31 protein-coding genes are annotated in these 25,916 nt (G+C 68.3%); 14 read left to right on the forward strand and 17 right to left on the reverse strand.

The window, feature by feature from the left end:
- The first annotated feature begins 151 nt into the window (after positions 1-151).
- The gene (locus AC1Q5A_RS00645) at positions 152-592 is read left to right on the forward strand and encodes a DUF6491 family protein (protein WP_492697217.1); all 441 of its coding nucleotides are present in this window, start codon (positions 152-154) and stop codon (positions 590-592) included.
- 78 nt (positions 593-670) lie between these two features.
- Here AC1Q5A_RS00645 and AC1Q5A_RS00650 read toward each other — a convergent pair whose 3' ends face one another.
- The 3 genes from AC1Q5A_RS00650 to AC1Q5A_RS00660 all read right to left on the reverse strand — a co-directional run bounded on the left by AC1Q5A_RS00650 (position 671) and on the right by AC1Q5A_RS00660 (position 3,851).
- Complete coding sequence (locus AC1Q5A_RS00650; RefSeq protein WP_492697219.1) at positions 671-1,081, reverse strand: hypothetical protein; 411 nt, start codon at positions 1,079-1,081, stop codon at positions 671-673.
- Positions 1,082-1,143: 62 nt separating this feature from the next.
- Positions 1,144-3,330, reverse strand: coding sequence for a bifunctional 23S rRNA (guanine(2069)-N(7))-methyltransferase RlmK/23S rRNA (guanine(2445)-N(2))-methyltransferase RlmL (gene rlmKL / locus AC1Q5A_RS00655; protein ID WP_492697221.1), 2,187 nt, complete (start codon positions 3,328-3,330; stop codon positions 1,144-1,146).
- A complete protein-coding gene (locus AC1Q5A_RS00660; RefSeq protein ID WP_492697223.1) occupies positions 3,327-3,851 on the reverse strand; it encodes an alpha/beta fold hydrolase in 525 nt (174 codons plus the stop codon). The genes rlmKL and AC1Q5A_RS00660 overlap by 4 nt, the downstream gene beginning before the upstream one ends.
- Positions 3,852-3,940: 89 nt before the next feature.
- Between AC1Q5A_RS00660 and AC1Q5A_RS00665 the strand changes: the two genes are divergently transcribed.
- The 4 genes from AC1Q5A_RS00665 to AC1Q5A_RS00680 all read left to right on the forward strand — a co-directional run bounded on the left by AC1Q5A_RS00665 (position 3,941) and on the right by AC1Q5A_RS00680 (position 6,665).
- Positions 3,941-4,495, forward strand: coding sequence for an N-acetylmuramoyl-L-alanine amidase (locus AC1Q5A_RS00665; RefSeq protein WP_492697225.1), 555 nt, complete (start codon positions 3,941-3,943; stop codon positions 4,493-4,495).
- A gap of 145 nt (positions 4,496-4,640) precedes the next feature.
- Positions 4,641-5,507 (forward strand): acyl-CoA thioesterase, encoded by an 867-nt coding sequence (locus AC1Q5A_RS00670; RefSeq protein ID WP_492697227.1) that lies wholly within the window; start codon positions 4,641-4,643, stop codon positions 5,505-5,507.
- A 13-nt stretch (positions 5,508-5,520) separates the two neighbouring features.
- On the forward strand, positions 5,521-5,910 hold the full coding sequence (locus AC1Q5A_RS00675; protein ID WP_114341527.1) for a DUF2007 domain-containing protein: 390 nt from the start codon (positions 5,521-5,523) through the stop codon (positions 5,908-5,910).
- Between the two features lie 47 nt (positions 5,911-5,957).
- Entirely contained in the window at positions 5,958-6,665 is a 708-nt protein-coding gene (locus AC1Q5A_RS00680) for an arginyltransferase (protein WP_492697229.1), read from the forward strand.
- A 51-nt stretch (positions 6,666-6,716) separates the two neighbouring features.
- Here AC1Q5A_RS00680 and AC1Q5A_RS00685 read toward each other — a convergent pair whose 3' ends face one another.
- Both AC1Q5A_RS00685 and purT read right to left on the reverse strand, forming a co-directional pair.
- Complete coding sequence (locus AC1Q5A_RS00685) at positions 6,717-8,240, reverse strand: FMN-binding glutamate synthase family protein (protein WP_492697231.1); 1,524 nt, start codon at positions 8,238-8,240, stop codon at positions 6,717-6,719.
- 109 nt (positions 8,241-8,349) lie between these two features.
- Positions 8,350-9,531, reverse strand: a complete 1,182-nt coding sequence (purT, locus tag AC1Q5A_RS00690; RefSeq protein ID WP_492697233.1) for a formate-dependent phosphoribosylglycinamide formyltransferase — start codon at positions 9,529-9,531, stop codon at positions 8,350-8,352.
- Positions 9,532-9,671: 140 nt separating this feature from the next.
- Between purT and AC1Q5A_RS00695 the strand changes: the two genes are divergently transcribed.
- Both AC1Q5A_RS00695 and AC1Q5A_RS00700 read left to right on the forward strand, forming a co-directional pair.
- Positions 9,672-10,535, forward strand: coding sequence for an SPFH domain-containing protein (locus tag AC1Q5A_RS00695; RefSeq protein ID WP_492697234.1), 864 nt, complete (start codon positions 9,672-9,674; stop codon positions 10,533-10,535).
- 9 nt (positions 10,536-10,544) lie between these two features.
- Entirely contained in the window at positions 10,545-10,757 is a 213-nt protein-coding gene (locus tag AC1Q5A_RS00700; protein WP_492697236.1) for a type II toxin-antitoxin system antitoxin, read from the forward strand.
- A gap of 19 nt (positions 10,758-10,776) precedes the next feature.
- Here AC1Q5A_RS00700 and AC1Q5A_RS00705 read toward each other — a convergent pair whose 3' ends face one another.
- Both AC1Q5A_RS00705 and AC1Q5A_RS00710 read right to left on the reverse strand, forming a co-directional pair.
- Positions 10,777-11,184, reverse strand: coding sequence for a hypothetical protein (locus AC1Q5A_RS00705; RefSeq protein ID WP_492697238.1), 408 nt, complete (start codon positions 11,182-11,184; stop codon positions 10,777-10,779).
- Between the two features lie 48 nt (positions 11,185-11,232).
- The gene (locus tag AC1Q5A_RS00710; protein ID WP_492697240.1) at positions 11,233-11,610 is read right to left on the reverse strand and encodes a DUF423 domain-containing protein; all 378 of its coding nucleotides are present in this window, start codon (positions 11,608-11,610) and stop codon (positions 11,233-11,235) included.
- Between the two features lie 81 nt (positions 11,611-11,691).
- Between AC1Q5A_RS00710 and AC1Q5A_RS00715 the strand changes: the two genes are divergently transcribed.
- Both AC1Q5A_RS00715 and AC1Q5A_RS00720 read left to right on the forward strand, forming a co-directional pair.
- Entirely contained in the window at positions 11,692-12,306 is a 615-nt protein-coding gene (locus AC1Q5A_RS00715; protein WP_492697242.1) for an SCO family protein, read from the forward strand.
- Positions 12,303-12,758, forward strand: coding sequence for a copper chaperone PCu(A)C (locus tag AC1Q5A_RS00720; RefSeq protein WP_492697244.1), 456 nt, complete (start codon positions 12,303-12,305; stop codon positions 12,756-12,758). The genes AC1Q5A_RS00715 and AC1Q5A_RS00720 overlap by 4 nt, the downstream gene beginning before the upstream one ends.
- Positions 12,759-12,838: 80 nt before the next feature.
- Here the strand turns inward: AC1Q5A_RS00720 and AC1Q5A_RS00725 are convergent, their stop codons facing one another.
- The 7 genes from AC1Q5A_RS00725 to AC1Q5A_RS00755 all read right to left on the reverse strand — a co-directional run bounded on the left by AC1Q5A_RS00725 (position 12,839) and on the right by AC1Q5A_RS00755 (position 21,139).
- A complete protein-coding gene (locus AC1Q5A_RS00725; RefSeq protein WP_492697246.1) occupies positions 12,839-13,702 on the reverse strand; it encodes a cytochrome c oxidase assembly protein in 864 nt (287 codons plus the stop codon).
- A gap of 101 nt (positions 13,703-13,803) precedes the next feature.
- Positions 13,804-15,714: a GldG family protein gene (locus tag AC1Q5A_RS00730; protein ID WP_492697248.1), complete on the reverse strand. Its 1,911-nt coding sequence runs from the start codon at positions 15,712-15,714 to the stop codon at positions 13,804-13,806.
- Positions 15,715-15,718: 4 nt separating this feature from the next.
- The gene (locus tag AC1Q5A_RS00735) at positions 15,719-16,453 is read right to left on the reverse strand and encodes an ABC transporter permease subunit (protein WP_492697250.1); all 735 of its coding nucleotides are present in this window, start codon (positions 16,451-16,453) and stop codon (positions 15,719-15,721) included.
- Positions 16,450-17,391 (reverse strand): ATP-binding cassette domain-containing protein, encoded by a 942-nt coding sequence (locus tag AC1Q5A_RS00740; RefSeq protein ID WP_492697251.1) that lies wholly within the window; start codon positions 17,389-17,391, stop codon positions 16,450-16,452. The genes AC1Q5A_RS00735 and AC1Q5A_RS00740 overlap by 4 nt, the downstream gene beginning before the upstream one ends.
- A gap of 180 nt (positions 17,392-17,571) precedes the next feature.
- Positions 17,572-18,933 carry an SRPBCC family protein gene (locus tag AC1Q5A_RS00745; protein ID WP_492697253.1) on the reverse strand — a complete coding sequence of 454 codons (1,362 nt, stop codon included), beginning with the start codon at positions 18,931-18,933 and terminating at the stop codon, positions 17,572-17,574.
- Between the two features lie 234 nt (positions 18,934-19,167).
- On the reverse strand, positions 19,168-19,809 hold the full coding sequence (locus AC1Q5A_RS00750; RefSeq protein WP_492697254.1) for a response regulator: 642 nt from the start codon (positions 19,807-19,809) through the stop codon (positions 19,168-19,170).
- A 106-nt stretch (positions 19,810-19,915) separates the two neighbouring features.
- Positions 19,916-21,139 carry a sensor histidine kinase gene (locus tag AC1Q5A_RS00755; RefSeq protein ID WP_492697256.1) on the reverse strand — a complete coding sequence of 408 codons (1,224 nt, stop codon included), beginning with the start codon at positions 21,137-21,139 and terminating at the stop codon, positions 19,916-19,918.
- 191 nt (positions 21,140-21,330) lie between these two features.
- Between AC1Q5A_RS00755 and AC1Q5A_RS00760 the strand changes: the two genes are divergently transcribed.
- The 5 genes from AC1Q5A_RS00760 to AC1Q5A_RS00780 all read left to right on the forward strand — a co-directional run bounded on the left by AC1Q5A_RS00760 (position 21,331) and on the right by AC1Q5A_RS00780 (position 24,433).
- Entirely contained in the window at positions 21,331-21,951 is a 621-nt protein-coding gene (locus AC1Q5A_RS00760) for a GNAT family N-acetyltransferase (protein WP_492697258.1), read from the forward strand.
- An 8-nt stretch (positions 21,952-21,959) separates the two neighbouring features.
- Positions 21,960-22,703 (forward strand): septum site-determining protein MinC, encoded by a 744-nt coding sequence (gene minC, locus AC1Q5A_RS00765; protein ID WP_492697260.1) that lies wholly within the window; start codon positions 21,960-21,962, stop codon positions 22,701-22,703.
- 37 nt (positions 22,704-22,740) lie between these two features.
- Positions 22,741-23,556, forward strand: a complete 816-nt coding sequence (gene minD, locus AC1Q5A_RS00770; protein ID WP_492697262.1) for a septum site-determining protein MinD — start codon at positions 22,741-22,743, stop codon at positions 23,554-23,556.
- A gap of 5 nt (positions 23,557-23,561) precedes the next feature.
- Positions 23,562-23,846, forward strand: a complete 285-nt coding sequence (minE, locus tag AC1Q5A_RS00775; protein WP_492697264.1) for a cell division topological specificity factor MinE — start codon at positions 23,562-23,564, stop codon at positions 23,844-23,846.
- 92 nt (positions 23,847-23,938) lie between these two features.
- Complete coding sequence (locus AC1Q5A_RS00780; RefSeq protein ID WP_492697266.1) at positions 23,939-24,433, forward strand: hypothetical protein; 495 nt, start codon at positions 23,939-23,941, stop codon at positions 24,431-24,433.
- Between the two features lie 10 nt (positions 24,434-24,443).
- Here AC1Q5A_RS00780 and chaB read toward each other — a convergent pair whose 3' ends face one another.
- From chaB to AC1Q5A_RS00795, 3 genes are all read right to left on the reverse strand, one after another.
- On the reverse strand, positions 24,444-24,671 hold the full coding sequence (chaB, locus tag AC1Q5A_RS00785; protein WP_492697268.1) for a putative cation transport regulator ChaB: 228 nt from the start codon (positions 24,669-24,671) through the stop codon (positions 24,444-24,446).
- A 105-nt stretch (positions 24,672-24,776) separates the two neighbouring features.
- Entirely contained in the window at positions 24,777-25,367 is a 591-nt protein-coding gene (locus tag AC1Q5A_RS00790) for a DNA-3-methyladenine glycosylase (RefSeq protein WP_492697270.1), read from the reverse strand.
- 63 nt (positions 25,368-25,430) lie between these two features.
- The gene (locus tag AC1Q5A_RS00795) at positions 25,431-25,892 is read right to left on the reverse strand and encodes a carboxymuconolactone decarboxylase family protein (protein WP_492697272.1); all 462 of its coding nucleotides are present in this window, start codon (positions 25,890-25,892) and stop codon (positions 25,431-25,433) included.
- Between the last annotated feature and the right edge of the window lie 24 nt (positions 25,893-25,916).

The raw sequence follows: 25,916 nt of genomic DNA on the forward strand, positions 1-25,916 counted from the left end.
TTTCGCGATGCGGGTAGTTCAAAAACATGCCCGCCAGCATGCCGCGCCAACCGTTCACTTATTGTGATATGTAGATGGCAGATGCTTTGCAGCGCAGCTCTTCCACCGGCCCCTCGCTGCCCGCTCCGCGCCAGCCGCCGAGGTCACGCCCATGAAAGCGATTCTTCCCGCCCTGCTGTTCGCTCTCGCCGTCGGTAACGTGCACGCGGCCAAGCCAGGCACCGCCCGTTCGCCCTTGCCGGCAAACGAGTGCATCGATACCACGCAGATCAACGAGTGGTACATCGTCGATGCACGCACCGCCATCGTGCACACCGGTCCGAAGCATTACCTGGTGACGCTGCAGAACGACTGCCCGCGACTGGGCACGCCGCCGCCCGGGCTGATCTTCCGGCCCAACCCGTCCAACGCCATCGTCAACCGGGGCCGCATCTGCGGCGAGGTCGGTGAAACGGTGCGCTCGCGCTACCAGCCGCCATGCGCGATCGAGTCGGCCAGCAAGATCGACAAGGCCCGCTTCAAACAGCTCGGCGAACACGCCGCCCGGCACGGCAGCAGCGCCGGGCAGCCGACGGTGGTGCCGGCGCACTGAGATGTCGACCGTCAAGACGCGAAGAGCCCGGACCTGCCGGGCTCTTCATTCTGCGCAGCGATGATCCGGCGCGCCGGATCAATCGTCGTCGTCATCGTCGCCATATCCACCGACATATCGCATCTGGTACGGGTCGCCATACACCACGGTGCGGGTCTCGACCACGCGGCGACGCACGATCGGGGCGTCCTCGTAGATCACTGTGCGCGGCGGCCCGTACACCACTGGTGCCTCGTAATACACCGGCGCCGGGCGCAACGCGTTGCTGACCAGGCCAGCCACGGCACCGGTGACGATGGCGCCGGCGATCCAGTGGCCGCCGCTCCAGTAGCCGTGACGGTAGCCGCCATCGTAGTCGTGATAGCCGCCGTGCCATCCACGATAGTCATCATGGTCATGTGCGGATGCGCTCAACGGCATGGCCACAGCTGCCGCGACCGCCAGGCCGATGACTGCCAGCTTGCTTGCATTACCGAAGCGTTTGGTCATGATCGTTCTCCGTAGTACGGGGCGGATGCTCGTCCGATCACGCTTAATATGCACTGAAGGGTTCATTTTTTGATGTGCGCGGTATCCCAGGGGTTGATCCCGGTCACAGCCTGGCGCCGGCGCAGCAGCCAGCAGCCGTGGATGTCGGCGCGGCGGGCGAAGTCGAACGGGATGCTGGGAGCACTCCAGTCCTCGATCTCGAAGTGCTGCTCCAGCGCCTCGCGGTCCAGCCTGAAGCGGCGGAAGTTGTTGGAGAACACGATCACGCCGTCGCGGGTCAGCCGCGCGTTGCAGGCCTCCAGCAGGGCCACGTGGTCGCGCTGCACGTCGAAATCCTCGGCGCGCTTGGAATTCGAGAAGGTGGGCGGGTCGACATAGATCAGGCCGTAGTGGCCGCGGTCGCGCTGCAGGAATTCCAGCGCGTCGAACTGCATCAGCCGATGGCGTGCCCCGCTGAAACCGTTCAGTGCCAGGTTGCGCGAGGCCCATTCCAGATAGGTAGCCGACAGGTCCACGCTGGTGGTTTCCAGCGCGCCGCCGGCCGCGGCGTACACGCTGGCGGTGGCGGTGTAGGCGAACAGGTTGAGGAAACAGCGGCCCCGTGCCAGCTCGCGCACCTTGGCGCGCACCAGCCGGTGGTCGAGGAACAGGCCGGTATCCAGATAGTCGGTGAGGTTGACCAGGAACTTCAGCGCGCCCTCCTCCACTTCGATGAATTCGCCGCGCTGGTCGAACTGGCCGTACTTGGAACCGCCCTTGCCACGCTCGCGGGTCTTCAGCGCGATGCGCTCGCGCGGCACGCCGAGCACCTCGCCGGCGACGCGGGCGACCTCGCGCAGGCGCAGCCGCGCTACGTCGGCGGGGATGTCGGCCGGGGCACGGTATTCCTGGATGTGCAGGTGATCATCGCCGCTCGTGTCGCCGTAGACGTCGATCGCGGCGGCGTACTCGGGCAGGTCCTGGTCGTAGGCGCGCCAGCCGTGGATGCCCTCGCGGGTGAGCCGCTTGCGCAGGTGCCTGACGTTCTTTTCCAGCCGGTTCTTCAGCATCTGCGCGCCGGCGGACAGCGGCTTCGGCTCGCGCGGTTTCTCCTCGCGCGGCTTCAGGTCGAACGTCAACAGCACGGTTTCCAGCGCGCCGTTGTACAGCGCGTAGCGTTTGTCCGCGTGCAGTTGCATCGCGCGGCCCAATTCCACGTCGCCGGCCAGCACCGCGGCGCGCCAGCCGCCGAAGCGGTTGCGCAAGGCATCGCCCAGCGCGCGATACAGCTTCGGCATCTCGACGCGGTCGCCGAGGCGTTCGCCGTACGGCGGGTTGGTGATGAGCAGGCCGTAGTCGATGCCGGCCGGCGGCGCGGCGTGCGCCACGTCCTGCCGGTCCAGCGTGAAGAAGCCGGCCACGCCCGCTTCCTGCGCGTTGCGTTTGGCCGTCTGCACCATGCGCGGGTCGGCGTCGCTGCCGAAGAAGCACGGGCGCAGCGCGCGCAGGCCGGCCTCGGCGCGCTGCCTCGCCTCGTCCAGCAGACCGCGCCACAACGCGATGTCGTGTTGCTGCCAACCGAGGAACCCGAAGTACTCGCGACGCAAGCCGGGCGCCACGTCGGCCGCCATCAGCGCGCCTTCGATCAGCAGGGTGCCCGAGCCGCACATCGGGTCGAGCAGCGCGCCGCCGGCGGCATACACCGCAGGCCACTGCGCGCGCAGCAGCATCGCGGCGGCAAGGTTCTCCTTCAGCGGGGCCTCGCCCTGCACCTCGCGCCAGCCACGACGGTGCAGCGGCGAGCCGGCCAGGTCCAGCGACACGGTGGCGCGATCGCGGCGCAGGCGCACGTTGATGCGGATGTCCGGCTCGTCGGTATCAATGCCCGGACGCGAGCCATCGCGCTGGCGGAACTGGTCCACCACCGCGTCCTTCACGCGCAGGCCGACGAACTGGCTGTGCGTCAATTTGCTCAGCGCGGTACCGGCATCCACGGCGAAGGTGGCATGCGCCGCCAGGTGGACGCCCCAATCGATTTCCTGCACGCCGCGATAGAGCGCGTCGTCGTCGGCCGCGTCGAACTCGGCCAGCGGCAGCAGGATGCGGCTGGCCAGGCGCGACCACAGACAGGCCTTGTACGCCGTTTCCAGCGTGCCGGAAAAATGCGCACCGGCCAGCGCTTCGCGCACGTCGCCGGCGCCGAGCGCGACCAGTTCGTCGCGCAGCAGGTATTCCATGCCCTTCGGGCAGGTGGCGAAGTAGTGGTTCATGCGGGGGTGAACCGATCCAGCAGCAAGCGGAACTGCGCCGCAATGATGTCCATGCTCGCACCCAGCCGATGATCGTCATCCAGCACCAGCAGCGGCAGCCGGCGCCGGGCGGCGAATGCGTGCGTGCCGGCCAGCGGGCAGACTTCGTCGCGCCAGCCGTGGATCAGCAGCGCAGGCACGCCCTCGCGCAAGTCGAACTTGCGCGCATAGCCGGGGATCTCGCTGGGCGTAGCCAGCAACAGCAGACCGGCCACCGGCACGTCCAGCGAGACCAGGCCGGAGACGAACGCGCCCATGCTGGAGCCGACCAGCAGCGGCGGCGCCTCCAGCGCCTCGACGGTGGCGCGCAGGCGGGCGATCCGCGGCGCCACCGAAGCGGCGTGGCCGCGTGCGTCGTCGGCGCGGTAGTCCGGCCGGTGCGTGCGCCAGCCCAGCGATGCGGCCAGCGCGGCCAGCGCGCTGACCTTGGTGGCGTCCGGACCGGAATCCGAGCCGTGCGAAAGAATGATCTGGCCGCGCATGGCGGGCTCCGTGGAAAGCGGAAAAGGCAGGAGGTGCATGGTAACAGGCAGCGTTTCCGCCCCCGGCCACCGCATGCGAGACTTGGCCGATGGCCCTGACCTTCCGCGACCAGCCGTTACCCTATGTCGACCTGCTGCCCGAACGCCCGGCCGCGGCGGTCGAGCTGGTGGTGATCCACTGCACCGAACTGCCCGACCTGGCCACCGCACGCGAATACGGCGAACGCGTGCTGCACGCCAGCGGCAGCGGCAACAGCGGCCACTACTACGTCGACCGCGACGGCACGGTGCTGCGCTACGTGCCCGGCACCCGCGTGGCGAACCACGTACGCGGGCACAATCCGGACTCGGTCGGCATCGAGCTGGTCAACCGCGGGCGCTATCCGCACTGGTGGGACTCGCGCCATCAGCAGATGACCGAACCGTACGCCGACGCCCAGATCGCCGCACTGGGTGCACTGCTGGCGCAATTGCGCGAGGAGTTCCCCAACCTTCGCCGCATCGCCGGCCATGAGGACCTGGACACCGCGCTGATGCCGGCCAGCGACGACCCCGCGCTGCAGATCCGCCGCAAGCTCGACCCCGGCCCGCTGTTCCCCTGGGACGCCATCGTCCCGGGCTGCGGCCTGCAGCGGCTACGCTAGACTGCAACGCCTCTTCCAAACCGCCGCCATGCCGGAGTTCGACGCCCAGCCGCTGCTGCAATCGGCCACCGTAGCGGTGCACGACGTGTGCTGCCGCGGCGAATGCCGCCACCGCTATACTGGCGAATCCCCGCAAGGACATGCCATGAGCGAAGACCACGTCGCCGAACTCGTCGAGCTGCTGCAGCTGGAGCGGCTGGAAGACAACCTGTTCCGCGGCCAGAGCCGCGACATCGGCACGCGTTTCGTGTTCGGCGGCCAGGTGCTGGGGCAGGCGCTGGCGGCGGCACAGAAGACGGTCGACCCCTCACGCGAGGCGCATTCGCTGCATGCCTACTTCCTGCGCGCCGGCGACATCGAGGCGCCGATCGTCTACAGCGTGGAGCGCACCCGCGACGGCGGCACGTTCTCCTCGCGCCGGGTGGTGGCGATCCAGCACGGCCAGCCGATCCTGAACGGCTCGATCTCGTTCCAGGCGCCCGAACCGGGCGTGGAACACCAGACCGGCATGCCGAAGGTGCCGGTGCCGGAAGACATCGAGCCGCTGCACCCGCTGCCGCCCGACGAACTGGCGCGGCTGCCGGTGAAACTGCAGCGCTGGCTGGGCATCGACGGTCCGTTCGAGTTCCGCCAGGTGTGGCCGCGCGACGAGCTGCACCCGGTCAAGCGCCCGCCGATCCAGCACATCTGGTTCCGGCTGACCTCGCCGATCGACGATTCGGTGATCCTGCACCGCGCACTGCTGGCGTACGCCTCGGATTTCCACCTGATCGGCACCGCCACGCTGCCGCACGGCATCTCGTACATGACCCACAATGTGCAGATGGCCAGCCTCGACCACGCATTGTGGTTCCACCGCCCGTTCCGCGTCGATGAGTGGCTGCTGTACTCGTTCGACAGCCCCACTGCGCAGGGTGGCCGCGGCCTGGCGCGCGGGCAGATCTTCAGCCGCGATGGCCGGCTGGTCGCCTCCACCGCGCAGGAAGGCCTGATCCGCGTGCGCGGCGAGTGAGTAAACTGCAGCCATGCGCCAGATCTATACCTCGCCCCGCCCGGAAAACATCGACACCGTGGTCGCCCTGATGGCTGAACACGGCATCGCGGCCACCGTGGAAAACCGCTCCAACTACAACCGCCCGAGCTGGCAGCGCTTCAGTTACTCGCAACGTCAGGACGACCGCAGCAGTTGGGCGCAGGTGTGGATCACTCACGCCGACGACTACGCCCGGGCCCGTGCGCTGCTGCGCGAGATCGGCATCGAGCCGACGATTCGCTACGGTGAGGAATTGGCCGCCGCGCGCAACCCCAGCCCGCTGGAACGGCGCAACCGCGCGGTGACCCGCGTGCGCCGCATCGTGATCCTGGTCGTGCTGGCGGTGCTCGCTGTGGCGATGCTGCGCTTCCTGCGCGTGTGACCTGAACCCCGGGTGCGCCACCGTCGGGGGCGGCATAGAATCCGGCCATGCGCCGCTCCGACCAAGTCCGCCTGTTCCAGACCCTGCCCCATGCCTGCGGCTATTACGCCGACCGCACGGCGCAGAACCTGGTGCTGGACCCGGCTGCGCCGAACCTCGACAAGCTGTACGGCCCGGCGCTGGAACGCGGGTTCCGTCGCGCCGGCGGCCACCTGTATTTTCCGAATTGCCCGCAATGCCATGCCTGCACGCCGTGCCGCATCGACGTGGCCAACTTCCAGCCGGACCGCGCGCAGCGGCGCTGCCTGAAACGCAATGCCGATCTGGATCTGAGCGAGTCGATTCCCGGCTACAACCGCGAACGCCACGCGCTGTACGAGCGCTACCTGCAGAGTCGCCACGCCGGCGGCGGCATGGACGACGCCGAGGCCAGCGACTTCCGCCGCTTCCTCACCGCACCGTGGAGTCCCACCCTGTTCCTGGAGCTGCGCCTGGGCGAACGCCTGCTCGCGGTGGCGGTCACCGACATCTGCCTCAACGGCATCTCGGCCGTCTACACGTTCTATGATCCCGACGAAGCCGTGCGCGGGCTCGGTACCTACGCGATCCTGCAGCAAGTGGCGCTGGCCCGCCGCCGCGGCCTGCCGTGGCTGTACCTGGGCTTCTGGATCGACGGCCACCCGAAGATGGACTACAAGCGGCGCTTCAAGCCGATGCAGATCCGCACCACAGCTGGCTGGGTCGCGATGCCGTAGGGCGGACAGTGCCCGCCGCTCCACGCGAACCAGCGGCGGGCACTGCCCGCCCTACCGGAATTCCCGCGCCGGGTTCTGCGCCTGCGGATACGGAAACAGCTTCTCCAGCGGGATCGACAGGCCGTCGTCGCCCACGACGCGGCAATGGCTGCGGTTGAGCTGGCGCGGTTCGCTGACGCCGCAGCTGTGCGCGATGATGCCGACCTCGTGCATCACGTTCTTCGCATAGTGGAACACCCGCTCGCTCTTGTCGCTGACCACCAGGCCGCGTTGCAGCTTCGGGTCCTGCGTGGTGATGCCGGTGGGACAGGTGTTGCGGTTGCACTGCAGCGACTGGATGCAGCCCAACGCCAGCATGAAGCCGCGCGCCGAGTTGACGAAGTCCGCCCCCAGCGACAGTGCCCACGCCACATCGTAGGCGGTGATGCACTTGCCCGAGCAGACCACCTTGATGCGCTGGCGCAGGCCCTTGACGATCAGCATGTCGAGCAGCGCCGGCAGCGCCTCGTGCAGCGGCAGGCCGACGCCTTCCATCAGGGTCTGCGGCGCCGCGCCGGTGCCGCCCTCGGAGCCGTCGACGATGATGAAGTCCGGCGCGCTCTCGATGCCGCGCCGCCACACCTCGTCGCACAGCTCGCCGATCCACTCCACGCCGCCCAGCACCGCCTTGAAGCCGACCGGCTTGCCGGTGAGTTCGCGGATATGCCCGATGCTGTCCATCAGTTGCGCAACGTTGCCGATGTCGAGGTGCCGGTTCGGGCTCTGCGAATCCTCGCCGACCGGGATGCCGCGGATCGCTGCGATCTCGGCGGTGACCTTGGCGCCGGGCAGCAGGCCGCCCATGCCGGGCTTGGCGCCCTGGCCCAGCTTGATGCTGACCATCTTCACCTGCGGGTGCGCGCAGATCGCCAGCAGCTTGTCGTCGTCGAGCTTGCCCTCCGGCGTGCGCACGCCGTACTTGGCGGTACCGATCTCGAAGACGATGTCGCAGCCGCCTTCCAGGTGGTACGGCGCCAGGCCACCCTCGCCGGTGTCCATCCAGATGCCCGCCTTGGCCGCGCCGCGCGACAGCGCGCGCACCGCCGGCGCCGACAACGCGCCGAAGCTCATCGCCGAGATGTTGAAGAACGCCGCATGGCTGTACGGCTCGCGTGCATAGGGACCGATCGTCACCGGCACCGGCTCGACGTGGTCCATGCCCAGGTCGGGGAACGGCGCGTTGACGAAGAACGGCACGCCCTCGGCACGCAGGTCGCGGCTGGAACCGAATGCATTGGTGTTGTCCACGTTCTTCGCGGCGCGATAGACCCAGGTGCGCTGGGCGCGGTTGAACGGCATCTCCTCGCGGTCGCTGGAATACAGGTACTGGCGGAAGAACTCGCCCAGGTGCAGGAACCAGTAGCGGAAGTGGCCGACCACCGGGAAGTTGCGCAGCACCGCGTTGCCGGTCTGGTTGCGGTCGACCACCCAGGTCACCGCCAGCACCACGATCACCAGCGCCAGCAGCAGCAGGGCAAAGGTCGTGACCAGTTCGACCAGCACGACCAGCCAGTGCGCAAACCCGGTTGACTCCATTCCGCCTCTCCTCTGTCGATCGGTGGTTGCCGTTGCCGACGGCTGCCCTGTGCCGGCGCCAACGCCATCCCCCCAAGCCTAGCGCATCAGGTTTGCGCGGGCGCCGGACTCACAACTCGATACGCAGATGTCCCGCCGCGCGCACCGCCTTGCCGACCGCCGCCTCCAGCGTGCCGGCGCGCGCCAGCGTCACCGCCATGCGCCGGCGGCCCTTCACTTCGGGCTTGCCGAAGATACGCAGCTGGGTATCCGGCTCGACCAGCGCCGCGGCCACGCCGTGGTAGCGCGGCGCCGCGCCCTCGCCCTCGACCAGCACCGCGCACGACGCCGCCGGCCCGTACTGGTGGATCACCGGGATCGGCAGGCCGAGGATCGCCCGCGCATGCAGCGCGAACTCGGAGAACTCCTGCGAGATCAGGGTGACCAGGCCGGTGTCGTGCGGCCGCGGGCTGACCTCGGAGAAGATCACCGCATCGCCCTTCACGAAGAACTCCACGCCGAACACGCCCCAGCCGCCCAGTGCACCGGTGACCGCGGCGGCCTGCCGCTGCGCCTCGGCCAGCGCGGCGTCGCTCATCGGCTGCGGCTGCCACGACTCGCGATAGTCGCCCTCTTCCTGGCGGTGGCCGATCGGCGCGCAGAAGCTGACGCCGTCGACGTGCCGCACGGTGAGCATGGTGATCTCGTAGTCGAAGTCGACGAAGCCCTCGACGATCACCCGGCCCTTGCCGGCGCGCCCGCCGGACTGCGCGTAATCCCACGCGCGCTGCAGCGCGTCGGCGCTGCGCACCACGCTCTGGCCCTTGCCCGACGAACTCATCACCGGCTTGATCACGAACGGGTAGCCGATCGTGGCGGCGGCCTCGCGGTATTGCGCCTCGTCGTCGCAGAAGCGGTAGGGCGAGGTGGGCAGCCTGAGTTCCTCGGCGGCCAGCCGGCGGATGCCCTCGCGATCCATGGTCAGCCACGCCGCGCGGGCGGTGGGGATCACCCGCTGCCCTTCCTTCTCCAGCTCGATCAGGGTCGGCGTGTGGATCGCCTCGATCTCCGGCACCACCAGGTCGGGCTTCTCCCGCTCGATCACCGCGCGCAGCGCCTTGCCGTCCAGCATGTCGATCACATGGCTGCGATGGGCCACCTGCATCGCCGGCGCATTCGCGTAGCGATCCACTGCGATCACTTCCACCGCGTAGCGCTGCAGCTCGATCGCCACCTCCTTGCCCAGCTCGCCGGCGCCCAGCAGCAGCACGCGCAGCGCATGGTCGGAATGGGGGGTGCCGATTGGCTTCATCGGGTTCTCCGGTGCGGGCAAACCGACATTGTATGCGGCCGGGCACGAGGCGGCCTGCCCGGCATGGATGCGATGCACCGCGCTCACTTTAACTTGATATCATATTGATATCTAATCATCCAACCTCAGGGAGATGACACATGAACGAACGCCATGGTTTTTCCGTCGCCGGCATCCCTTTTGTCGGACTGTGCATCGTGCTGGCCGCGATCGGCGTCGCACTGGTGCTGCCGGCCGCGCAGGGGCAGCCGGCACCGCCGGCGATCGCCGGCGTGATCCTGCTGGCCATCGACGGCTTCATGCTGAAAGGCTTTTTCCAGGTCGCGCCGAACGAAGGCCAGGTACTGCAGCTGTTCGGCAAGTACGCCGGAACGGTGCGCCACGAAGGCTTGCGCTGGACCAATCCGTTCTGCAGCCGTCGCCGCATCTCGCTGCGCGTGCGCAACTTCGAGAGCGGCAAGCTGAAGGTCAACGACAACGACGGCAACCCGATCGAGATCGGCGCGGTGGTGGTGTGGCAGGTGCTGGACACGGCCGAGGCGGTGTTCTGCGTCGACGACTACGAGAATTTCGTGCACATCCAGAGCGAATCGGCGCTGCGGCAGATGGCGCAGAGCTATCCGTACGACGCCCACGACGACGGCAAGCCGTCGCTGCGCAGCCACGGCGACGTGATCAACTCGCACCTGCGCGACGAGATCCAGACCCGCCTCGGCAAGGCCGGCGTGCAGGTGGTCGAGGCGCGCATCAGCCACCTCGCCTACGCCCAGGAAATCGCCCAGGCGATGCTGCAGCGGCAGCAGGCCGGCGCGATCATCGCCGCCCGCACGAAGATCGTCGAGGGCGCGGTGAGCATGGTCGAGATGGCGCTGGACCAGCTCAGCCGTCGCGGCGTGGTGAACCTGGACGAGGAGCGCAAGGCGGCAATGGTCAGCAACCTGCTGGTGGTGCTGTGCGGCGAGCGCGGCAGCCAGCCGGTGCTGAATACCGGCACGCTGTACTGATCCGTCGCGATGGCCGGCGAGAAAAAAGCGTACCCGCTGCGCATCAGCGCCACCGTGCTGGAGGCCGTGCAGCGCTGGTCGGACGACGAGTTGCGCAGCCTCAATGCACAGATCGAGTACGTGCTGCGCGAGGCGTTGCGCAAGGCGGGCCGACTGAAGGCCAGCCCGGGCAAACCCGCGGCCGACGACGACACGGATGGATCCGCCCCCGGAAAGAAATGACCTATGACCGATGACACGCTCAGCGGCCGTCGATGGCGACCGCCCGCAGTTCCGGCAACTCCAGCCGGCGCACCGTCCGGGGCTGCGCGCCCGCCACCAACAGCCCGTGCCCCTGCGGCGCGATCGACTGCACGTCCGGCAGCCCGTCGTCCGCACCGAGCCGCTCCAGCGGACGACCGTCGACGGCGTCGTAGACCACCAGCTCGCGGGTCGCCGGGTCGACCACCAGCAGCCAGTCATGGTCCGCGTCCTGCCAGTGCACCAGTTGGTTGGCCGACGTTCCGCTCGTCACCTTCCGGGCGGCTGGCTGCCACGACCACAGCAGGCACGCCGCCACCGCGCACAGGGCGATACCGAAAAGACGCAGGCCGCGACCGGACCACCCCGCAGCAGGGGGCCGCTCACAAAGGGCGATCCGGGTGTCCATGCCGGCAGCATCGCCGGCAGGCATGACCGCAGGATGACACCGCGGAAATCACTCCCGGCGCATGCACAGCGTCCAGCCGAGCGCCAGCCAGCCGGCGACGAAGGCCAGACCGCCGAACGGCGTGATGATCCCGACCCAGTGCGATGCCCCCAGCGCCAAGGCATACAGGCTGCCGCTGAACAGCACGATGCCGACCGCGAATGCGACCATCGCCAGCCGTCTGCTGCGCCCGCGCCCGAGCCCGGCCGTCGTGGCCAGCGCCAGCGCATGCCACATCTGGTAGTTCACCGCCGTGTGCCACAGCTCGAGGCCACGGGCATCGAGCACGGCACGCAGCGCGTGCGCACCGAAGGCGCCCAGCAGCACCGCGCTGGCGCCGGCGATGCCGACCAGCAGGCCGATACGGGGGCTGACGGATTGCCGCATGGTGACCGAATCCCCTGCTGGTGGACCCGGCCAAGCGGCCGGTGTCGTATGCTTGAACCAATGAAGACCCCGGATTCTCGCATGAAGCCCCGCCGCACGCGGCCCCTTCTCCTGCTCTTGCTGCTGCTCGCCACCGGCCTGCTGCTGGGCGGTTGTGGTGGCACGCCGTTGCCGTTCCGGCTGACCAACATCAGCGGGCACATGCCCGACCTCGACTTCCGGCTCACCGACGACAGTGGCAAGCCGGTGACCGGCGCCGACTACCGCGGCAAGGTGGTGCTGCTGTACTTCGGCTATACCCACTGCCCCGACGTCTGCCCGCTGACCCTGGCGCAGTTGCACGTGGTGATGCAGCGGCTGGGGCCCCTGGCCGACGGCGCGCGGATCCTGTTCGTCAGCGTCGACCCGGCCCGCGACACGCCGGCGATCATGCATGCCTACGTCAACGCGTTCGACAAGCGGGCCGTGGGCCTGGTCGGGGATGCGCGCAGCGTCGAGGCCCTGAGCAAGCGCTATCGCTCCGCCTTCACCCGCGAGCCCAGTTCGGCCGACGGGAGCTACGAAGTCAGCCACAGCTCGGCGATCTACGTCTTCGACAACTATGGCCGCGCCCGCGTGCTGGCCACGCCCTCCGCCCCGCAGGACGATCTCGTGCACGACCTGCACCTGCTGCTCGACCCAGGAATCAACCCATGAAGCCAGCCCGTCTTTCGCTGCTGCTCGCCGGCCTGCTGCTGGCCGGCGGCGTGCACGCCGCAGCCGCCGACCATGTCCGCGCCAGCCACGCCTGGATCCGCGTGCTGCCCGGCGCCCTGCCCGCCGGCGCCTATGTCACGCTGGAAAACGACGGCGACCAGCCGGTCGCGCTCAGCGGTGCCGAAAGCACGGTGTATGCCGACGTGATGCTGCACCGGAGCTCGACCGCGGGCGGCATGAGCCGCATGAGCATGGTCGACTCGCTGGAGGTGCCGGCACACGGCAAGGCGGTGCTGGCGCCGGCCGGCTACCACCTGATGCTGATGCAGCCGAAGGCGCCGGTCAAAGCCGGCGACACGGTCCGGCTGACGCTGAAGTTCACCGACGGCAGCACGCTGGCCACCGACTTCGTCGCGCGGCCGGCGAATGCGCTGGACGATACCGGACACTGAAACGCTCCGCAGGGCGGGCATTGCCCGCCGCTCTGCGTCAAGCACAAGACAAATGCAAAGGCTGGCGGGCATTGCCCGCCCTACAAAAGCGGCGCCGCGGTCGAAGCCGGACGATGACGCGGCGTGCGCGGCAAGCGGCCGTTGCGCGACAGCCGCAGCCACAGGCGCAGCGCCATCAGGCCGCCGATCGACTCCACCAGCGCCGACGGCACCCAGATGATCACGCCGCCGATCAGCTGGCCGGTCAGCACATTGAAAGTGAACGCGCGGCCGCAGATCTCGAAGATCGGATACAGGTCGGACTTGGAGAACGTGACGATCGCTCCGGCGATGATCTGCGGTGTCATGGTGATCGCCGGCGACAGCACGCGCAGCCCCGCGGTCATCCGCCCCGGCGGATGCGGCCGGTGGTCCAGCACCAGCGACCAGTAGGCGAAGCCGCTGACCAGCATGCTCCAGTTCATGAAACGGTAGATGCGCCAGTCCAGCATTGCCAGCGTCTGCATGGACGGAATCAGCCAGACCAGGATGAAGGCGACGAACAGCAGCGTCGCCACCGTTGGATTGAGCAGCACGGCGCTGACCACCCGCCAAGGCCACGAACGCTGCAGCGGCCGCAGCAGCCGCACCCGCCACGCCAGCGGCAGGCCGGCGCGCAGCACCGTGGCCGGATATGCGGTGACGATCAGCAGTGGCGCGATGTGGTGCAGCAGCAGCTGCTGGATGCGATGCATGAAGAACTCATGCTCGGCGTAGTAGTCCAGGTAGGTGTGCAGCGACAGGTAAATGATCGCCATGCCGACCCAGAACGCCAGCTTGCGGCCGAAGCTCGGCGGCCACCGGCGGCTGCCGCGCAGGTACAGCACGCAGGCCGTCACGAAGCACGCGAGCAGGACCCACGAGAACTCCCACGGCACGATCCATTTCAGCAAGCTAGCGGTCACTGCACCGGCACTTCAGTCTGCGCCGGCGACGGCCGGCGACCACCCAGCATAATGCCGCGCGCCGGCAGAGTCAGCCGCGGGCTTGCGGCAGATTGCCGCCTTCACCGCCGCCGGCGGCTGTAGCGGGTGCGGCGCCAGCCGTACAGCAGGCCGATCAGCACCACCAGCGCCGGCACCAGCACGATGTTGATGAACTTGACGCGCAGGCCCAGCGAGTCGATCTCGGCGTTGAGCTGGTGCTGCACGTCGCGCAATTCCTTGTTGATCGCCAGCTGGCGCTGGCGGAACTGCTCGATCTCGCGCCGCTGCTCGGCGGTGGCGGCGCTGCCGTGGCTGCCCTTGGCCGGCTGCAGTTCGTCCAGCCGCCGCCGGGTATCGGCCAGCTCCTGCTCCAGCTCGTGTTCCTTCTGCAGGAATTTCTGGTCGGCCACGTTGCGCAGTGCCTGCACCCTGGTGAACGGCCGCTGCGAGGTGGAGCGGCCGCGAATCGACAGCAGCGCCGAGGAGCCGCTGAGGTTGTCCACCAGGTTGGTGACGAAATCCCCGTTGTTGGCGAACACCCGCATCATCGTCTGGCCGAGGATGGTCTGCGGCTCCACCCACAGCCGGTCGCTGAGCAGGTCGGTGTCGGCAACCAGGATCACTTCCGCATCCGGCGCCGACCTGGCCCGATGGCCGGGTGTGGCGGCACGCTCGGGGAAGGCGCTGTCGAACGTGCCGCGCAGGCGCGCTGCCAGCACGTAGTGGGCGTTGTCCGGCTTGTAGCCCTGCAGCAGCGAGCTGGGATCGCTGCTCGCGTCCAGCACCCGCTGGGTCGGCACCACCTCGGCTTCGGCACTGCTCTGCAGCAGCGGGATCAGCCGTGCGTGCGCATCCGCTGCCAGGTCGAAGTAGCCGGCGGTGGACACGTTGATCCGCTGCAGGCTGGCGGTGACGGCGTCGTTGCGATTGAGCTCCTGCGCGCCAAGGTCGAGCATCGCCGGGTGGTTGAGGCTGGTGCCGCCCAGTTCGATCTGCAGCGCGCGGGCGCGGTCCAGCACGATCTTGTGCGGGTCGTATGCCACGCCCCAGGCCTTGAACAGCCGCGGCAGGTCGGAGGCATGGTCCGGGAACGTGATGCTGTCGGGCGCGTACGGCGAGGTGTCGAGTTCCGCGTCGGGGTCGACGAACACCGCCAGATGGCCGCCGCGCAGCACGTACTGGTCGATCGCGTACTGCGCATCGGGCGGCAGCCGCTTGGGGTGGATCAGCAGCAATACCCTGATGTTGTCGTCGACCGTGCGCAATGTGGCCGGGTCCAGCATCTTCACGTCGAACAGCTGGCCCAGCTGCTGCAGCACTGCCCACCGCTGCTCGCCGAGCACCGGGTTGCCGTCGACCGGCAACGAGCTGATCACGCCGACCACCGGCTTGCTGGCCTGGTTCAACTCGTACAGCAGCCGGGCGATATCATATTCGAGGAAGGCCTCGCGCGCCGGGTCGAAGAACGCGATCGCCAGCGTCTTGTCCGGCACGCGCTCGTCGCCGCCTTCGCTGCTGTCGGCACTGCCCGACATCACGCTGCCGGCCAGCCCGAAGAACACCCGCTCGCCGTTGCTGCCGCCATTGGCCGCGGTCAGGCCGCTGCCTTCGGCACTGGCTTCGTCGTCGGAATACGGCACCGGGTCGACGATCTGCAGGCGGATGCGGCCGTGCGAACGCGCCACCATCTCCTGCAGCATTTCGCGCACGCGTTGCTCGTAGCTGCGCAGTTGCGGCAGGTCGCGTGTGGCATGCTCGGAAAAATACAGGGTCAGCCGCAACGGCCGCTGCAGCTTGTCGACGATGTGCAGCGTGCCGGGCGTCAGCGTGTACAGCTTGTCGGTGGTGAGGTCGATCCGTGATCCGTGCAGCCAGCGGCTGCTGACCACGATCAACGGCACGAACAGCAGCACCAGCAGGACCAGCGCGCCATACAGCACGCCGCGCCGGGTCGGCTTGGTGAACAGGCGATGCGGACGCGGGCGGGGCATGGGGTCAGCGTGTCCGTTTCAGGTCGAGCAACAGCACGCCGGCGGTCAGCCAGCCGACCATGCTGAGCAGGAAGTAGACCAGGTCGCGGGTGTCCAGCACGCCGCGCGCGATCGCCTCGAAGTGCCGCAGCATGGACAGGTGCGCCACCGCGTTGATCAGCTTGCGCGGCAAGGTGCCGGAGAAGAAATCCTGCACCTGCGGCTGGCCGACCAGGATCAGCAGCACGCACACCAGCGCGGTAAGGATGAACGCCACCACCTGGCTGCGGGTCAGCGCGGACAGGCAGGCGCCGATCGCGATGAAGCTGCCGGCCATCAGCCAGCTGCCCAGGTAGCTGGCCAGGATCACCCCGTTGTCCGGCGACCCCAGGTAGTTGACGGTGATCCAGATCGGGAACGTCAGCACCAGCGCCAGCCCGATGAACAGCCACGCGGCGAGGAACTTCCCGAGCATCGCCTGCCACAGCGTCAGCGGCAGGGTCAGCAGCAGTTCCAGCGTGCCGCCCTTGACCTCCTCCGCCCACATGCGCATGGTGATCGCCGGCACCAGGATCAGGTACAGCCACGGATGCATCGTGAAGAACGGCTGCAGGTCGGCCTGGCCGCGCTCGTAGAAGTCGCCCGCATAGAAGGTGAGGATGCCCGCCAGTACCAGGAAGATCACCAGGAACACGTACGCCACCGGCGTCACGAAGTAGCTGCGCAGCTCGCGCCGCAACACCGCGTCGACCGGACTCATGCGCGCCTCTCCGCGACGTCGCCGCCGGTGGTGATCTGGCGGAACACCTCGTCGAGCCGGCCGCGCTCGAGCTGGATCTCCGACACCTCCAGGCCCTGCTCGCGCAACAGTGTCTCGACCGGCTCCAGGATCCGCGCGCCCGGTTTCGGAAACACGGTGATGCGGCCGTCCAGCGGGTCGACCTCGATCGCCGCCACCTGCGGCAGGCGGCCCAGCATCTCCTGCGACATGCCGCTGCCCGGCGCGCTGAACGACACCGCACCATGATAGCGCGAGCGCGCCTCCAGCTCGGCCGGGGTGGCGTCTGCCAGGAGCCGGCCGCGGGCGATGATCACCACCCGGTTGCACAGCGCGTGCACTTCCTCCAGCAGATGCGTGGAGACCAGGATGGTGCGGTCACGCGCCATCACGTCGATCAGCTGGCGCACCGCGTGCTTCTGGTTCGGGTCGAGGCCGTCGGTAGGTTCATCCAGCATCAGCACCGGTGGATCGTGCAGGATCGCCTGGGCCAGCCCGACACGCCGGCGCAGGCCCTTCGACAGCGTCTCGATGCACAGCCCCAGCACTTCCTCCAGCTGCAGCTGCTGCACCACCGCGTCGTAGCGCCGGTAAGCGGCCTCGGCCCTGAGCCCGCGCATGCGCAGGATGAACTGCAGGAACTCGCGCACCGTCATCTCGCCGTAACTGGGGGCGCCTTCGGGCAAATAGCCCAGCGCGCGCCTGGCCTGCAGCGGCTCGCGGCCGACATCGTGCCCGCACACCCGTGCGGTGCCCGAGGTGGGTACCAGGAACCCGGCGATCATGCGCATCGCGGTGGACTTGCCGGCACCGTTGGGACCGAGCAGCCCCAGCACCTGGCCCGGCTCGACGCGGATGCTCAGCGCGTCCACTGCGGTCAGGTTGCCATAGCGTCGGGTGAGCTGGTCGGTTTCGATCATGTCCGCTGGAGGGCTGTGACGGGGCATCGCGTCGAACGCGCGGCTGCGGGGGTGGCGGCGCGGATCGCCCTGCAATGTACCGCAAGACACCGGCAAAGTTCGGCGCCGGACGCATCGCCGGAAAAGAAAAGGCCCCTCCTGGACGGAAGGGCCTTTCGCCATGCGCCAACCACGCCTGGCTTACTTGCCGGCGCTGGCCGCCTTGGCCGGTGCCGCGGCACTGACGGCCGGAGCCGGTGCCGCGGCGGGCGCTGCCGGTGCACCGTCGAGGCTCGGCGGCTGCACGCCGGCTTCCTGCTCGGGGGTCTTTTCCGGCGCGTTGCTGACCGGCAGGTACACCGCGTACTTCGCATAGGCGGTGATGTTGCCGCCGGCGTCCTTCACTTCCGGCGTCACGACGAGGTCGTACGGGCGGTTGACCACGTCGTCGAACTTGTAGCCGTGGGTCTGCGCATAGGCCTTGAGCATGTCGCGGGTCTGCGGCACGCCGGCGAAGGTACCGTTCCAGATGCCTTTCAGCGCGGCGCCGCCGAAGGCCAACGTGGCGCGCACGTTGCCGTCCACCACCAGGCGGCCGTAGCGGTCGCGGCTGCCGACGGCGACATTGCTGTCCGCAGCGGCGGCCGTGCTGCCGGCAGCAGCCGGTGCGGCGGCATCGATCGCCGGCGGAGCGGCCGCGGTTAGCTGCTCGGCATGGCCGTTGACGGTCAGCGTGCTGGAGTCGATCGGATACGCCACGTCGAAGCTGAAGGTCTGGTCGCCGTAGTTGGTGGTGATCAGGATCCGCGAGCCGGTGACGTGCACACCCAGCTTCTTGGCGGCGGCCTGCACTTCGGTGTTCGCCTTGGCGACGGCGTCGTCGACCGCCTCGATGCCGTTCTTGCGCTCGATCGAGGTGGACACCAGCAGCACCGGGGTCGGCTGGGTCTGCTCGATGTACGGGATCAGCTGGCTGTAGTCGATGTTGGGGACGCCGGCCAGCACGTTCTGCAGGTTGTTCAGGCTGAACTGGATGAACGAATCCGGATCGCCATGGATGTACAGGTTGGCGAAGCGGTTGACCAGGTTCCAGCCGTACGAGACGTCATACGACCAGGTCACCTGGGTCAGCTGGCCGCGGCTGCCCTGGCGCTCCAGGTCCAGCGTGAAATGCTTGTCCAGGCCGCGCCAGTTGTTGTCCAGGTTCCACACGATGCTGGCGTTCTTGGTGTTGCCGTCGATCTTGTCGAACTCCGGCGTGGCGCTGGCGATGGTCAGGCCACCCTTGCCGAGCTTGGCGTCGGAGCTGGTCCAGCTGACCTCGGCGCCGGGGCCGTAGGACTTGCCGGAGAAGCTGAACTGGACGTTCGGGTCGAGCGAGCGAAGCACCGCGTAATCCGGCAGCCGGCGGTAGTTGTCGAGCACGTCATAGACCTGGCGCATGTCCTTGCCGATGACCAGCTGGCGTTCCACATGGCCGCTACCGGGCATGACCACAGCTGCCAGGACACCGATCAATGCGACGATGACCAGGGCAACAAGAAATTCAAAGACACGCATCATTCCAGAGTTCTCCGAAGCGTCTTTACGCCATACCTGAAGTGTCGCCCCGGCCGCCACACAGGCCTGCCGGGAGGATTGGCCGGGGCTCGTGGCGAGGGGGTCGGCAAACGCCGAAGCAACGGATGTTACTTGCTCGCGGGCTGGAACGCCATCGGCCCGCATCGACGGCTTCGCCGGACCCGAAACGGGCCGCGGCAAGCCCTCCGGCGGCCCGAATGCGGCTCCCCCGCCGGCTCAGACGATGCCCATCTCCAGCGCCTTCAACACGGCGCGCGTGCGATCGCGCACGCCCAGCTTGGAGAGGATGTTGGAGACGTGGTTCTTCACCGTGCCCTCGGCGACCTTCAGCGAGTTGGCGATTTCCTTGTTGCTGTAGCCGCCGGACAGCAGGCGCAGGATCTCGGTCTCGCGCTCGGTCAGCGGGTCCGGCTGCTCCAGGCTGGTGAACTGGTTCTGCATCCGCGCCACCCCGGCCATCAGGCGCTGGGTGACCATCGGCGCCACCAGCGAGCCGCCGCCGGCCACCGTGCGCACGGCCTCGACCAGCTGCTCCAGCGAGACATCCTTCAGCAGGTAGCCGCGCGCCCCGGCCTTGAGGCCCTGCAGCACCAGCTGGTCGTCGTCGAATGTGGTCAGGATGATCGTGGGCGGCAGCTCGTTGCGGGCGGACAGCGCCTGCAGTACCTCCAGCCCGCTCATGTTCGGCATGCGCAGGTCCAGTAGCACCACGTCGGGCTTGATCCGGGGGATGTCGGCCACTGCCTGGGCGCCGTCGGCGCACTCGGCCACCACGCGGATGTCCTCGGCCAGGTCCAGCAGCGAGCGGACGCCCTGGCGTACCAGATTCTGGTCGTCGACGAGACAGACGGAAATCATCGCGGATCCTCAGGCAAGCGTGACTCAAGCAAGTAATGCTGACAGCCGGCTGGCCGGGCCGCTGCCGACACCGGCGCATTTTCGCACGCCGCGCGGGCCGCCAAGACTACGACACATTCAACGCCGGCGGCTCGAACCGGGTCGGCGCGTGCGCCAGCGCCGCGTGCTCGCCCAGCGGCAGCCGCACGGTCAGCGCGAAACCCTGGCTCATGCCGGTGTCCAGCACCACGCTGCCACCGAATTCGGCCAGCCGTTCGCGCATGCCGGACAGGCCGTTGCCCGGCTCGACCTGGTCGGCGCCACGGCCATCGTCGCGCGCATGCAGGCCGATCAGGTCGTCCGCGGCGTAGGCGAAGTTGAGCCACAGGTTGCGCGCGCCGGCGTGCCTGGCCGTATTGGTGATGACTTCCTGCGCGCAGCGCAGCAGCACCTGCGCACGGCGCGGGTCCTCCACGCTGAAACGCGGCGGCATCACCACGTGCACGTTCAGGCCGGGCACGCCCTCGGCGAGGCTGCGCAACGCCTGGGTCAGGTCGATCGCGTCGTCCTGGCGCAACTCGCTGACCACCTCGCGCACGTCGGCCAGCAGCAGCTTGGCTGTGCTCTGCGCCTTGCGCACGTGCGCGTCGGCCGCCTCGTTGGTGAGGTGGCTGGCCACTTCCAGGTTCAGGCTCAATGCGGTCAGGTGGTGGCCGATCAGGTCGTGCAGGTCGCGCGCGATGCGCATGCGTTCGGCGATCCGGCTGGATTCGGCCAGCAGCGCGCGGGTAGCCCGCAACTCGGCGTTGAGCCGGCGCTGCAGCTCGCGCTGCTCGGCCTGCTGGCTCGCCACCGTCGAGGTGATGAACACCAGCACCGAGATCCCCAGGTAGATGCTGGCCTGCAGGAAGCCCAACGCGACGCTGTGGTCGTACTCGGGAAACGTGGCGAAGACCGCCACCAGGCTCAGGTGCTGCAGCACCAGCCAGGACACCGCCAGCCAGAACGGCAGCAGCCACGGCAGCACCAGCGAGGCAACCACCATCAGCATCGCCGACAGCCCGCTGTGGCTGTACCAGCCCACCGCCACCGCCGCCGCCGTCATCAGCGTCAGCCCCAGCAGCTTCAGCACCGGATAGCGCCGCGAACCGAGGTTGCTGGTCAGCATCCAGTACATCAGGCCGAAGATCAGGTAGCACAGCGTCCACAGCAGCAGCGAGAAGTTCGGCCGCTGCAACTGGTTCAGCCGCTCGGTGGCCCAGTTGGTGATCAGCGGCGTGCCCACCGACAGGTAGGTGAAGAAGCCCGCGTAGCGGAGCAGGCGGATGTGGTTGAAGAAGGGCCAGCGCATGGCCGCATCATTGGCTGAACGCGCATCCCGCGCAATGCGCGGGAAGTCATGGCCGTGGCGCCATCGACGGCTTTACGAAGCTTTTACATGTGCCCTTGCGGGATGTAAGGACCCCGGCCGCATGTCATAATGGGCCATTGCGCGAGGCCGCCGGTCGACCTTGTCCCGATTCCACCATTGCGGAGCAACGAATGGCCCTTGCCATCCGCGACGTGCGCGAGCACGACCTGGATGCCGTACTGGCGCTCAACAACGCCGCCGGTCGCTCCATCCTCGCCCTTGATACCGCCCAGCTGCGCTACTTCCACGAGCACGCCGAGTATTTCCGCGTGGCCGAGATCGACGGCCACCTGGCCGGGTTCCTGATCGCACTGCGCGAGGGCGGCGATTACGAAAGCCCGAACTACCGCTGGTTCGCCGGACACTATCCGCAGTTCGTCTACATCGACCGTATCGTGATCGCGAACGCCTATCGCCGCCACGGCCTGGGCCGCATCTTCTACTGCGACGTGCACAGCTACGCGGAAGCGCGCGTGCCGCTGCTCACCTGCGAGGTGTTCCTGGAGCCGCGCGACGACGTGGTGGTGCTGTTCCACGGCACCTACGGCTTCCAGGAAGTGGGCCAGCAGCGCATGGGCGAGCACGGTCCGAAAGTCAGCCTGCTGGCCCGCGACCTGCCCAGCTACGCCTACGTCCGCGACACCTGGCTCGAACACGGTGGCCTGCCCGACGTGCCCTGGCTGGCCGAGCGTGAGCGCCCTTTCCTGCATGACTCCACCCCGCGCCGCCTCGCCGGAGAGCGGCGCCCGTGAATGCAAGAATGGATGCCAATGATGCTTGCGACCTGCGCTTCGGCCAGGTCGGCATTGCCTGCGTGCGCGTGCGCCGGGTCGACGCCGCCGCGTTGTGCGACGAGCTCGAGCGCCGCATGCGCGCCGCACCGCAGATGTTCGCCCGTGCCGCGGTGGTGCTGGATCTGAGCCACCTGCCCGCCTTGCCCGACGATGGCGCCGTCGACGCCCTGCTGGAAGCCGTGCGCAGCGCCGGCATGCTGCCGGTGGGCCTGGCCTACGGCACCAGCGAGACCGAGGCGCTGGCCAAACGCATGGGCCTGCCGCTGATCGCCAAGTTCCGCGCCGCCTACGAACCTGCCGCCGGGGCACCGGCACCCGCGGTCGAGCCCATCGCGCAGATCCAGCGCGAACCGATCCTGTCGGCGCCGGCGCCGGGCAGCATGCAGGGAACGCTGCACCATGCCGGTTCGGTGCGCTCGGGCCAGCAGGTCTACGCGCGGGACCGCGACCTGATCGTCACCGGCGCCGTCGCCAACGGCGCCGAGGTGATCGCCGACGGCAACATCCACATCTACGGCAGCCTGCGCGGCCGCGCCATGGCCGGCGCGCAGGGCGACGGCAAGGCGCGCATCTTCGTGTCCGACTTCCGCGCCGAACTGGTGGCGATCGCCGGGCAATACCGGGTGTTCGAGCAGATCCCCCGCGACCTCGACGGCCAGTCCGTGCAATGCTGGCTCGAAGGCGACAAGCTGTTGATCGCCAGGCTGTAACCCCTTACAACAAGAACAATCATGCGGAGATGGGCCCTTGACTGCTGAGATTATCGTTGTCACCTCCGGCAAAGGCGGCGTCGGCAAGACGACGACCAGCGCTTCCCTCGCCACCGGCCTGGCCATGGCCGGCAAGAAAGTCGCCGTGATCGACTTCGACGTCGGCCTGCGCAACCTCGACCTGATCATGGGCTGCGAGCGGCGCGTGGTGTACGACTTCGTCAACGTCGTCCACGGCGAAGCCACGCTGAAGCAGGCGCTGATCAAGGACAAGCGCCATGACAACCTGTTCGTGCTGGCCGCCAGCCAGACCCGCGACAAGGACGCGCTGACCCAGGAAGGCGTCGAGAAGGTGCTCGACGGGCTGTCCGAGGACGGCTTCGACTACGTGGTCTGCGACTCCCCGGCGGGTATCGAGAAAGGCGCCCACCTGGCGATGTACTTCGCCGACCACGCGGTGGTGGTGGTCAACCCGGAGGTTTCCTCGGTGCGCGACTCCGACCGCATCCTCGGCCTGCTCGCCAGCAAGACCCGGCGCGCGGAGAAGGGCGAGAGCCCGGTCATCCAGCACCTGCTGCTGACCCGCTACAACCCGGCGCGGGTGGCGATCGGCGAGATGCTCAGCGTGAAGGACGTCGAGGAGATCCTCGGCATCGAGGTGGTCGGCGTGATCCCCGAGTCGGAGAACGTGCTGACCGCCTCCAACAACGGCATCCCGGTGATCGTCGATACCGAGTCGCAGGCCGGCCAGGCCTACAGCGACACCGTGGCCCGCATCCTCGGTGAAGAGCGCCCCCTGCGCTTCATCGACGTGCCCAAGAAGGGCTTCCTGCAGCGCGTGTTCGGAGGTTGATCGCGATGGGTATTCTTGATTTCCTGAAGCGCAAGCCCGAGGCCACCGCCACGGTCGCACGGGAACGCCTGCGCATCATCGTGGCGCAGGAGCGTTCCACCCGCGGCGCGCCGGACTACCTGCCGATGATGCGCAACGAACTGCTCGAAGTGATCAAGAAATACGTCCACGTCGACCTCGACGCGATCAGCATCAATTTCGAGCGCGACAGCGGCCACGAGATCCTCGAGCTTTCGGTCACCCTGCCGGAAGGCAAGCAGGCGCCCAAGAGCGAAGCCAAGACCGGCTGAGTCGCTGCCGCCGCTGCCTGTCCACCGGGCGACCGAACCGCGTCTGCCCGGTGCCTCTCCATCGAAGCCACCTGCGCCCGACGCGCACGCCCATGCACCCCGACACTCCCCTTTCTCCCGGCGACCCGACCGGCACCGTGCTGCGCCTGGGCCAGATCGGCTTCATGGCGCCGGCCGCCCTGCTCGGCCGCTTCGGCCTGCAGCTGCAGCGGGTGGCGCCGGGCGAGCCGATTCCCGGCAGCTTCTGGGGCGACGAGGAGGCCGGCATCATCGGCAGCACCGTCTACGCCCGCGACGACACCCCGGTGCATTCGCTGCTGCACGAAGCCGGCCACCTGATCGTGCTGCCACCGGAAAGACGTCCAGACGTCCATACCGACGCCACCGACTCGATCGAGGAAGAGGACGCCACCTGCTTCCTGCAGATCGTGCTGGCCGACGAGCTTCCCGGCGTGGGGCGCGCACGCCTGATGGCCGACATGGACGCCTGGGGTTATACCTTCCGACTCGGCTCGGCCCACGCGTGGTTCGAGCAGGACGCAGCCAGCGCCCGCGAATTCCTCCAGGCACGCGGCCTGCCGCACTGACCGGCGGCCGCTACTTCGCGTGCCAGTCGCCGTCGGCGCCCTTGCTGTACTTCTTCTTCACCGCTGCCCAGGCCACCTTGTGCGCGGCCTCCTCGCGCGACTCGCTGCCGCGACGCTCATCCTTGTCGGCATACTCGTCCCAGGCGCTGTTGAACGCCTCCTTGTAGATTTCCTGCGCATGCTTCGGCACATGGCTGCGCACGGCATCGGGCAGTTCGCTGATGGATGAATACGGCATGGCTCCGGCTCCGCAGCTGATGAAACGATGCCGGCAACCGTGGACCAGGCGCGATCAAACCTCCGTCAACTTCATGTTGCCGCCGCCGTAACCACGGCCCTGCGCTCAGCGACGCGAGACGTGCAGGTCGCGGGGCACATACCAGCGCCAGGGCTGCTCCACCGCCCGGCTGATGCCGACGCGCGCCGTGGCCACGGGCGCAACGGGCGGCGGCACGCCGTCGTCGACGATGCTGAATCCGCCGGCGCCGTCGACCAGGTCGATGCCGTCCTGCGCGCGGTCGATGCCCATGGCCCGGCACAATCGTGCCGGCCCGCGGCACAGGTCGCGGTCGCTGCGGCAACCTGGCCGCGCCGCACGCATCGCGGCCAACCCGGTCAGCGGCGCCAGCGCACGCAGCAACACCGCGACGCCTTCGCCCTGCTCGCCGCACACCGGGTTGCAGCACCAGTGCATGCCATAGGTGAAATACACATAGAGCAGCCCCGGTGCACCGAACATCGTCGCGTTGCGTGCCGTGCGGCCGCGCCAGGAATGCGCAGCCGCATCCGCCGCCCCGCAGTAGGCCTCGGTTTCCACGATGCGGCCGCTGCGGCCGTCCGCATTCAGCAACACCTTGTTCAGCAGATCGGGGGCGACCGCGCGCGAATCGCGCCGGTAGAACGCGCGATCCAGCGTTACCGCACGCTCAGCCATGCACACGCGGCCACGCCGCGGGAACCGACGCCCGCGTTCGACGCGACACTGCCCGCGTCATGCTCAGCCTGCCGGCTTCGTCTGGTAGCTGCCCACGTCCGCGCGAAAACCGATCGCCAGGCGGTTCCAGCCGTTGATGGTGATGATGGCCAGGGTGAGGTCGACCATCGACTTGTCGTCGAACTGCGCGTGCACCTCCTCGTACAGCGCATCGGGCAGTTCATTCGTCGACACCAGGGTGACCGCCTCGGCCCAGGCCAGCGCGGCCCGCTCGCGTGCCGAGTAGAACGGCGCCTCGCGCCATGCCGCCAGCACGTGCAGGCGTTGCTCCGTCTCGCCGGCGGCGCGCGCGTCCTTGCTGTGCATGTCCAGGCAGTACGCGCAGCCGTTGATCTGCGACACCCGCATCTTCACCAATTCGATCAGCGAATGCTCCAGGCCGGAGCCCTGCACATACATCTCCATGCCCAGCATGGCCTTCAGGCCCGCGGGTGCCGCCTTGCGGTAGTCGATACGCTTGCTCATTGCAGACTCCTCGATGAAAAACTG

The sequence above is a fragment of the Rhodanobacter sp. GW835-FHT13D09 genome (genome assembly GCF_058793995.1).